Origin of the sequence: Streptomyces sp. 150FB, assembly GCF_000818195.1 — a bacterium.
Lineage (GTDB): Bacteria > Actinomycetota > Actinomycetes > Streptomycetales > Streptomycetaceae > Streptomyces.
In genome coordinates this window covers 8,107,961-8,116,778 of the sequence record NZ_JTHL01000001.1, presented here as the reverse complement: position 1 = coordinate 8,116,778, position 8,818 = coordinate 8,107,961, and the positions used below count along the sequence as shown (strand labels likewise).

The window sequence follows — 8,818 nt, the reverse complement described above, 5'->3', positions numbered from 1 at the left end:
CCCGGCGGCGTACGAGCGCTGGGCGACGGCCGGTTCCTCCGGCAGGGGCTCGGGCGACGACCAGCGCACCGGTACGGACTGCGGCTCGGCGCCGGCCGGGAGGACGGGAGCGAGGGGGGCGCCAGGGCCCGTGGCGAAGAGGGGGACCGCCCGTTGCGCGATGAGCGGCACCACCGGCCCTGACGCCGGTTCGGGGGGAGCGGTGGCGGAGACGGAGCGCTGGACCGGTACGGGCGGCAGGGGCAGGAGGGGCGAGAGGGGCGCACCGGAGCCGGAAATCTGTCGGGCCGGTCGCTCCGCTTGAGGCTCCGATTCCCGTTCCGGTTCGCGCTGTACGAGCGGCGGGACGTCGCCGAGCAGCGGGCCGGTCGGCGCGTCGGCAGTGGGTCCGGGCAGCCGCGCGGCGGCCTGCCGTTGCGCGGTGGGAGGCAGACCGGACAGGGGCGCGCCCAGGCCCGGTGTGTGGACCGACTTCGGGGGCCGGGGAAAAGTCGCGGGCTCCGGGGCGGCGGATCTCTGTACGGACGCTGCGTCAGGAGCGGGCGCGCTGTCCCGTACCGCTACCGAGGTGGAGGGAGACGGCAGCGCGGACGGCGACTCCTGCTCCGGCCCCGATGTCGGCAGCGAGGGCTCAAGTGGCCGCTCCCCCATCAGTCTGCGTACCGGAAGCTCGCCGGACGCGGGATCCTCCGCCGAGACCATCGCGGCCTCGGCAGGACCGCTGCGTTGCAGCGGGACCGCACGGGGCACGATCGTCGCGCCGCCCGCGGAGGGTGGAGAGGACCAGGAGGCGACCACACCCTCCCTGGTCCCTTCGGCCTGACGACTGACCGAGGCGGGGGCCGGAGCCCCGGCCGGGGTCGGGCCTGCGACCGGGCCGCCGGACACAGCGAGGCCGTGCACCAGACCGGACGGTGCCTGGGGGCTGACGAGATGCCCGAGCGGTGTGCTGAGTGTGGTGTCCTGCCAACTGCTGAGCGATCCCCGGAAGCCGTCGGGATCCGTGATCAGTGCCGGATCCGCCACCGTCCGCTGTAACGGCGGGAGTTCACGCCAGCCGCCCTCCGCCGGGCGCTCAGGTCCGGTGGGGGCCGGGGCTCCGGCCGCGTCGGGCGCCTGGGTCCCGGGCACGCCGGATCGCTCACCCCGCAGCCAGGACAGCAGACCCATGATGAACCCCAACTCCTCGTTACTGCCCGGTCAGACGGGCTGCCTGTGCGACGTACGCGAGCCGTTCCGCGTGCTCCAGATCGAGCAACTGGTCCAGCGACCAGTGGAAGTGGTAGGCGAGGTAAGCGACTTCCTCGTGGAGCAGGTCGGCCGCGTACGTCACGATTCCCCCGGGCGACCACCTCCGGCGAGGTCCACGGCGAAGTTCTCGTGGCAGGACGGGCAGGTGACGGCGGCCCTGGTGTGTCCTTCGGCGTTGATCCTGCGGTAGAAGTCCTGGAGGAAGGCGAGGTCCGAGGCGAACAGGTCCTCGATGACACCGGGGTGGATGTCGTCGACCGTGCCGATCCTGGTCACCACCCGGGCGATCAGTACGACCGAGAGATACGCGGCGTTCTCCCGTACCCGGTCGTCCCTGAGCGGGATCAACTCGTCGCGGGCGGTGGCCAGTCGCATCACGCCCGTACGGTGGACGGCGCCGGACTCGTCCACGTACCCGCGCGGCAGCTCGAAGGGGAACTCCGTGCGCATGGTGTCGCGAGACCGCTCCCGCGCACCGGACCGGACGTCGGACCTGCCGGGCGCGGCCTCGTCCGGGCCTGCGGTGGGAGTGTGAGAGAGCAGGCGCCGCATCAGTCGACTTCCATGCTCTCGTAGGTGATCGACAGCTTCTCGGTGAGCACCGAGGTGTCGCCCGCCTTGAGCGTGCCGATCTCCAGCGACTTGGGCCACGCGTTGATCAGCTTGTAGCGCTTGATCGCGATGCCCTCGTAGTCGTAGACGATGATCGCGCCGTTGCGCCTGGCGGAGACCATCCGCCCGAAGCGCGAGTCCTTGACCCACTGCTCGAAGCTGTTGTCCTCGGTCAGGCCCCGGGTGACGGTGACTTCGCCGGCTTTCGGGCGGCCCGGCAGCTTCTTGATGGCGTACCTGCCGTCGGCGGTGTTCTGCTTCAGCTCGATGACGTCCTGTTCCATCTTCAGACCGCTGACCTCGGTGATCTGCTTGATGACCACACTGTCGAATTCCAGCCCGAAGGAATGCCCGACGGAACTGTCGAGATCGGGAAGTGGCACTACCAGCCTCCTATGCCGGGGTGAAGGAGCCGTCTCTGAAGCTCACTTGTCGTCCTCATTCGTCCACCGCTCCTGTGCCGCCCGTCAGTTGGGACAGCCGGAACACGACGAACTCCGCCGGTTTCACGGGTGCCACGCCGATCTCGCAGATGACCTGCCCGGCGTCGATGCTCTGAGCCGGGTTCGTCTCGCGGTCGCACTTGACGTAGAAGGCTTCCTCGGGCGTCAGCCCGAACAGGGCGCCCCTGCGCCACTCGTTGACCAGGAACGCCGAGACCGTACGGCGGATACGGGCCCACAGCGCGTCGTCGTTCGGCTCGAACACCACCCACTGGGTCCCGGCCAGGATCGACTCCTCCAGGTAGTTGAAGAGCCGGCGCACGTTCAGGTAGCGCCATGACTGATCGGAGGAGAGCGTCCGCGCGCCCCAGACCCGGATGCCCCGGCCGGGGAAGGCGCGGACACAGTTCAGCCCGATCGGGTTGAGCAGATCGTGCTCGCCCTTGGTGAGTTGCGTCTGGAGGGACACCGCACCCCGGATGACCTCGTTCGCCGGGGCCTTGTGCACCCCGCGCGAGGCGTCGTTACGGGCCCACACGCCGGCGATGTGGCCGCTCGGCGGTACGAAGGCGTTGCGGCCGGCCGCCGGGTCGAACACCTTGATCCACGGGTAGTAGAGCGTCGCGAACTTCGAGTCGAACCCGGCTGTGTCCATACGCCAGTTCTTGACCTGGAGCGGGCTCAGGCCGGGCGGCGGGTCGAGGATCGCGATCCGGTCTCCCATCAACTCGCAGTGGTTGATGAGGCCTTGCTGCACGGTGAGTACCGACTCCAGGTCCAGCACGCCGCGTTCGTAGGCGCTCATCAGGTCAGGTGCGGCGACCATGGTGACCTCGTCGATCGCCTCCAGCCCGCCGAAGCCGGTGCGCAGATCGGGGTCGCCCACGTACTCGTCGGCCGACAGCGGGCCGGGTGCGATGCCGTCGTCGGGGGCGGGCCTGAGTGTGACCGTCTGCGCCGGCGGCCTGCCGGGCGCGGCGCCGCGCCCCGGCTCGCGTACCTCGATGAGCTGCGACTGTGCCTTGACCTGGGTGGCGACGTTGTCCTTGCTGCGCTTGGAGGTCACCGCCGGGTAGGTCTCCACGACCTTGCCGTCCCTGCTGACCGCCAGGGCGAACACGTCTCCGGGCGGGTCGTCACCTTCCGGGTCGCTGACCTCGACGGTGATCTCGCCGGTCACGCCGGGCAGCGCCCGTACGGTGTACGGACCGAGCTGAGCCTCCGCCCCCGCCGTCAGCTCACCGGGCGCGCCGGCCGATCCGTCACCGCCGCCGTCACGGTCGACGCCACCGCCGTCGCCACCGCCGTCGCCACCGCCGTCGCCACCGATCCGGATGACGTAGCAGGTGCCGCCGCCGTTGGCGAAGAAGCCGTAGACGGAGGACGCGAGGTAGGTGCCTTCGACGAACTCGCCGAACTCGCTGACGAACTGGGTCCAGTTCGTGATCAGGGTCGGCTCGTTGAACGGGCCGCGCCGGGCGAAGCCGACGAAGGCCGCGACGGAAGTGCCTACTCCTTCGATCGGCCGCGAGCCCGACTGGACCTCTTCGACGTAGACGCCAGGGGACAGGTACGACGGCATGCCACTCTCCTTGACCGAGGGGACGTGGCCGATTCTTGCGACGGAAGGGATCACCGGGAACGGGCGTACGGCCGCCTGCCCGTACCGAAGCGACTGCCCGATGGGGCAGGACCGCCGGGGCAATCAGCCGGGGCAACTACTCATGCCCTCACGACTGCACGGCCCCTGCCCGGCGAGGGAGCGGGAGTCGGCCGCGAGTAGATCTTGAGGAAGGACGTGCGCCTGCCTTTCCGGACCAAGAGTTCCTCTCTCGTTCGGTGGCGGGACGGCAGCAGCGGTCGGCCGACCGTCCAGTGGGGCCGCGAGCCGTCCCACGGACTCTTCCTCGCAGGAAAAGCCTTGGTCAGCGCCGGAGTGCCTGTGGTAGACCGAAGGGTCTGCCACAACCGTTTCCGGAGATCTTCATGCGCCGTCTCGCCGTCTTTCTCGCCTCGTCCAACGGACACGACCCGGCCCACGCCGCGCTGGCCGCCGGCGTTGGCACAGAGCTGGCCCGGCAAGGAATCGGTCTCGTCTACGGCGGTGGCCGCCGGGGCCTGATGGGCGTGCTGGCGGACAGCGCGCTGAAGGCGGGTGGCGAGGTCATCGGTGTCATGCCGCGCAGCATGGTCGAACGGGAGTGGTCGCACGAAGGGGCGACGGAGCTGGTCATGTGCGACTCGATGCACGAGCGCAAGGCGCTCATGGCCGAGCGTGCCGACGCCTTCGTCGCCCTGCCCGGCGGTCTCGGCACCCTGGAAGAGATCTTCGAGGTGTGGTCCTGGCGCCAGCTCGGATTCCACACCAAGCCCATCGGCTTCCTTGACGCCGGAGGCTTCTGGACGCCGCTGCTCGGCGCCCTGCGCGACATCGCCGACGCCGGCTTCCTCCCCGCATCCACTCTGGACGACCTCGCCGTTGCCCCCGATCTGCCCGGTTTGCTGGAGGCGCTGCGGGAGCGGCTCCGCAGCAGCCCGCAGCCCGCGCACGGAGAGGATCTGCGGTAGCTGATCAGGTCTGCGGCGCGGCGGCGAAAGCCGGAGCCCCGACGATACTCACCGCTGCGGGGAGTTCGGGTGAGGGCCGTTCCCCGGTTCGGTTCTGCCCGCCGTGGCATTGAGCGAGGCGGTCACCAGGGTGCGCAGCGAATCGGCGAGGCGCCGGCCGTCGCCCTGCTCCAGCAGGCGCAGGATCGGGTCGCTGTGCAGGGTGGCGAGCAGGATATGGGCCAGGAGTTCGGCGTCCAGGTCCGAACGCTCCAGGCTGATCAGCGAGGTGATGTGACCGTGCCAGAACTGGTAGACGGGGTGCGCGCCGCGCGGATCCTCTTCGGGCTTGTGTGCTGTCGTCACGGCGTGGCCGAGCGCGGCCAGAAGCCCCTTGTTGCGGGCGACCACGCCGACGACGGCGTCGAGGAAGGCGAGGAGGCGCTCTCGTGACGGGGCACCAGGGCCCAAAGGCGGTGGCCCTGTCGTGACGGCTTCGTGCAGGGCAAGGGCCCGTTCTGCCATCAGTTCCCGCATGAGGCCCGTGCGGTTGCCGAAGCGGTGGAAGACCGTGCCCTTGCCGACGCCGGCCGCGGCGGCGACTTGTTCCATCGAGATCTGCTCGGGCCGGTACCGCGCCAGGAGTTCCTCGGTCGCAAGCAGGATCGCGTGCCGATTTCGTGCCGCGTCGGCACGTTCGCGGCGGCCTTCTGTCATGAGCCCTCACCTCGCGTGGACAACTGGACCGACGGTCCAGTACGGTCATCGAAGCTGACCGGGAGTCCACTTTAGCTGTCGGCGGTGATACCCCTTGCCCGTTGGCCCCTCAGGAGAGTCATCATGCGACGAGTCCGCTACTACGAATACGGCGATCCGGACGTCCTCACGATCGAGGAGGCCGAAGTCCCCACGCCGGGGCCTGGCCAGGTGCTCATCCGGGCCGAGGCGATCGGGGCCAACTTCGTCGACACCAAGTTCCGGCGCGGTCCGTCCAGCGGGGCGATCTTCCAGCGTCCCCTGCCCGGCAAACTCACCGGCGACGTGGTGGGCACCGTCGAAGCCGTCGGACCTGGCGTCGCCACACAGCAGGTCGGCCGACGAGTCGCAGGGCTGGCCGAGGACGCGTTCGCCGACTACGTCGTCGCCGACGCGCAATGGCTCGCCCCGATACCCGACGGACTCGACCTCGGTGCGGCCAGCATGCTGCCCATGGGCGCCCCGGTCGCGCTCCGGACCCTGCGTACGGGCCGGCTTGCGCCGGGTGAGACGGTACTGATCCACGCCGCGGCCGGCGGCATCGGCCACCTGGCCGTACAACTCGCCAAACTACTCGGCGCCGGCATGGTCATCGCCACCGCCGGCTCACCGGCCAAACTCGACTTCGCCCGCAAGTGCGGCGCCGACATCGCCATCGACTACACGGACGGCGACTGGCCCGACCAGGTCCGCAAGGCCGCACCACGAGGCGTGGACGTCGTTCTCGACTCCGTCGGCGGCGAGACCCTGCAGCGGAGCTTCGACGTACTGGCTCCGTTCGGCCGGATCGTCATCTACGGAGCTGCGAGCGGCGAGCTGACCAGCCTGCCCGTCACCAACCTCTTCGCCCTGAAGTCCGTGGCCGGGTTCTCACTCACCGCATGGCGCGCGGCCGACCCCGAGCAGGCCCGCCGAGAAATGACCGAGGTCGCCGAATACTCGACTGCCGGGCAACTGCACACCACCGTGCATGCCCGCCTCCCGCTCGCCGAGGCAGCCGCAGCACACCGGCTGCTCGAAGACCGGTCTCAGCTTGGCCGCGTCCTCCTCCTGCCCTGAAAGCACGCGACACGCCGCACCTCACATCATCACGAGAATCTCTGTGGTGACCTTCAGTCAACGGGTAGCGGCCGCGATACGAAGAAGCCTCTTCAAGATCAGTTCGGTTGAGCAGGCGTGTTCGTGCTTGCAGGGAGTTCCGTAGCGTCGCCCGCCGCACGGCGTTGCTGTGCCGGATCGTGCGCGGCTTGCAGAAGTCATCGAGGTACGGCTTCTTCGTGATCGTGTTGGTCGTCCCGGCTGTCGCCGCCGGGCGCTTCCGTGCCCAGGTCCGGGGCTTCGTCGTGACACGCGGCCACAGGACGAAGTCGCGGACCTCGGTGGATGTCGCCCGGTCCCATTCGACCTGGACCATATGAGCCACTGCCACCGGCGGAGCAGGTCGAAAACATAGCTGCGGACGCTGCCCGGCCGGTTGTCCCGAGCGACGAAGTCGACCAGGAACCTTCGGATCGGCTCCACCGCTCTGCCCCCTCATCGAAGACCAGCCAGGGCACGACACCTGGGTCCGTAGCCACCCGCCACCGGCGCGGCAGGCTGACCGACTGGATGTCACGAGATGCTGCGTCCTTGCGCGTAGTCCGGTCAACGCCTCTGTGTCGGCCGCCGGCTCAGGCCAGGAGTTTCAGGTAGGGCCCGAATTCCGATGCCAGGGTGAGGCGGCCCAGTTTCTGGTATTCGCGCTGGATCGCGTGGATCAGGTTCGTCATGGTCACCGGTTCGCCCGACTCCGCCGCCAGGTACGCCGCCGTCACCGCCACCGAGCGGATGTTGCCGCCCGCCAGCTCGAAGGACTCCGCGCAGAAATCCAGGTCCAGGGCGTCGGCGCGGGGCAGGAGCGGGCCCAGGCAGCGCTCCCACAGGACGTGGCGCTCCCTCGCGTCCGGGATCGGGAAGTCGACGACCAGGTCGAGGCGGCGGGTGAACGCGTCGTCCAGGTTGGCGCGGAGGTTGGTGGCGAGGATGGCCAGGCCGTCGAAGGACTCCATGCGCTGGAGCAGATACGCGCTCTCCACGTTGGCGTAGCGGTCGTGGGCGTCCTTGACCTCGGAGCGTTTCCCGAAGATGGCGTCGGCCTCGTCGAAGAGCAGCACGCCGTTGACACCGGCCGCCTCCGAGAAGATGCGTTCGAGGTTCTTCTCCGTCTCGCCCACGTATTTGTCGATGACGGTGGCCAGGTCGACCGTGTACAGGTCCAGGCCCAGATCGGCCGCGATCACTTCAGCCGACATCGTCTTGCCCGTACCGGAGTCGCCCGCGAAGAGTGCCGAGACGCCCCGGCCCCGGCCGCCGCCGGGCCGCATGCCCCAGGCGCCCAGCACCTGGTCGCGGAAACGGGCGCGGGCGGTCAGTTCGCGCAACTGGGCGTGGGTGTCGGCGGGAAGGACCAGGTCGTCCCAGGTCACGGCCGGTTCGATACGGCGGGCCAGCCGGTCCAGGCCCGCCGCGTTCTGGGCGCGGGCGCCCTGGCTGACGTGGTGGGGGCGCAGAGCGCCGCCGTCGAGGCGGGCCGTCTGGGCGGCGCTGCGGGCCGCGCCCTCGACCTGGTCGGGGGTGAGCAGGAACGGGGCGAGCAGGGTCCCGATGTCGAGCGGGGGCGGGACGGGCGCGTCGTACGCCTCGTGCCACAGCGCGGCTCGTACCGCCGGTTCCACCCGGGGTGCGTGCAGGAGCAGCGGCGGCCGGGCCGACCACGCGGCGTCCCACGGGACCCGGCCGACCAGGATCGTCGGCAGCGGGGCGCCGGTGAGAAGCCGGAGCAGTTCGGGCCGGTCGCGGGCGAGCGCGTCCAGCGGGGCGCACACCAGTCCTGCACCGGTCAGCCGGGCCTCGCGTACGAGTGCCCGTACGGCTTCGACCGGCGTCGGGTCCTCGGCCAGCTTCGCCAGGTCGAGCCCGAGGACGCCGCGCCCGGCGAGGGTGAGCGCGGAGGCGGCCAGCGCGGTGCCGGCGCCGCCCTGCTCCTCCCGGAGATACGCGAGGTGAACGCCGGCGGCGAGGGTACGGGCGAGGGGCGCGGGGTCGCCGACGCCCGGCACCGGGTGCCAGGGGGCGAGCAGTTCGGCCGGCCGGGGGTCGGGGGTGTCGTCGCCGAGGAGGTGCGCGGTGACCCGGTCGGGTACACGCAGCGCGCGCCCGAGGAACGGCCG

Annotated in this window: 8 protein-coding genes and 1 pseudogene; 2 read left to right on the top strand and 7 right to left on the bottom strand. The window is 70.3% G+C overall.

Annotation, left to right across the window (positions count from 1 at the left end):
• The 5 genes and pseudogenes from QR77_RS47125 to QR77_RS34820 form a co-directional block, all read right to left on the bottom strand.
• Positions 1-1,170 (bottom strand): annotated as a pseudogene (locus QR77_RS47125) (hypothetical protein); the annotation flags it as partial.
• 19 nt (positions 1,171-1,189) lie between these two features.
• Entirely contained in the window at positions 1,190-1,333 is a 144-nt protein-coding gene (locus QR77_RS47610; RefSeq protein ID WP_173476393.1) for a DUF6760 family protein, read from the bottom strand.
• Positions 1,330-1,803: a hypothetical protein gene (locus tag QR77_RS34830; RefSeq protein ID WP_040026003.1), complete on the bottom strand. Its 474-nt coding sequence runs from the start codon at positions 1,801-1,803 to the stop codon at positions 1,330-1,332. The genes QR77_RS47610 and QR77_RS34830 overlap by 4 nt, the downstream gene beginning before the upstream one ends.
• Positions 1,803-2,246: a phage tail protein gene (locus QR77_RS34825; RefSeq protein WP_040026000.1), complete on the bottom strand. Its 444-nt coding sequence runs from the start codon at positions 2,244-2,246 to the stop codon at positions 1,803-1,805. Before QR77_RS34825 ends, QR77_RS34830 begins: the two co-directional genes overlap by 1 nt.
• Positions 2,247-2,301: 55 nt before the next feature.
• Entirely contained in the window at positions 2,302-3,888 is a 1,587-nt protein-coding gene (locus tag QR77_RS34820; protein ID WP_040025998.1) for a phage tail sheath subtilisin-like domain-containing protein, read from the bottom strand.
• Positions 3,889-4,292: 404 nt separating this feature from the next.
• Here QR77_RS34820 and QR77_RS34815 point away from each other — a divergent pair, with 404 nt between their 5' ends.
• Positions 4,293-4,874 carry a TIGR00730 family Rossman fold protein gene (locus QR77_RS34815; RefSeq protein ID WP_040025997.1) on the top strand — a complete coding sequence of 194 codons (582 nt, stop codon included), beginning with the start codon at positions 4,293-4,295 and terminating at the stop codon, positions 4,872-4,874.
• Between the two features lie 48 nt (positions 4,875-4,922).
• Here the strand turns inward: QR77_RS34815 and QR77_RS34810 are convergent, their stop codons facing one another.
• Positions 4,923-5,570, bottom strand: a complete 648-nt coding sequence (locus QR77_RS34810; RefSeq protein ID WP_052489287.1) for a TetR/AcrR family transcriptional regulator — start codon at positions 5,568-5,570, stop codon at positions 4,923-4,925.
• Positions 5,571-5,693: 123 nt separating this feature from the next.
• Here QR77_RS34810 and QR77_RS34805 point away from each other — a divergent pair, with 123 nt between their 5' ends.
• A complete protein-coding gene (locus tag QR77_RS34805) occupies positions 5,694-6,668 on the top strand; it encodes a zinc-binding dehydrogenase (protein ID WP_040025995.1) in 975 nt (324 codons plus the stop codon).
• A 611-nt stretch (positions 6,669-7,279) separates the two neighbouring features.
• Here QR77_RS34805 and QR77_RS34795 read toward each other — a convergent pair.
• On the bottom strand, positions 7,280-8,818 hold a 1,539-nt coding region (locus tag QR77_RS34795; protein WP_040025993.1), incomplete at its 5' end, for an ATP-binding protein.

What these genes read in the sequence shown, in the direction of transcription:
- QR77_RS34830 (WP_040026003.1), bottom strand. Translation starts at nt 1,803, where the DNA reads ATGCGGCGCCTGCTCTCTCACACTCCCACCGCAGGCCCGGACGAGGCC.
- QR77_RS34820 (WP_040025998.1), bottom strand. Translation starts at nt 3,888, where the DNA reads ATGCCGTCGTACCTGTCCCCTGGCGTCTACGTCGAAGAGGTCCAGTCG.
- QR77_RS34815 (WP_040025997.1), top strand. Translation starts at nt 4,293, where the DNA reads ATGCGCCGTCTCGCCGTCTTTCTCGCCTCGTCCAACGGACACGACCCG.
- QR77_RS34810 (WP_052489287.1), bottom strand. Translation starts at nt 5,570, where the DNA reads ATGACAGAAGGCCGCCGCGAACGTGCCGACGCGGCACGAAATCGGCAC.
- QR77_RS34805 (WP_040025995.1), top strand. Translation starts at nt 5,694, where the DNA reads ATGCGACGAGTCCGCTACTACGAATACGGCGATCCGGACGTCCTCACG.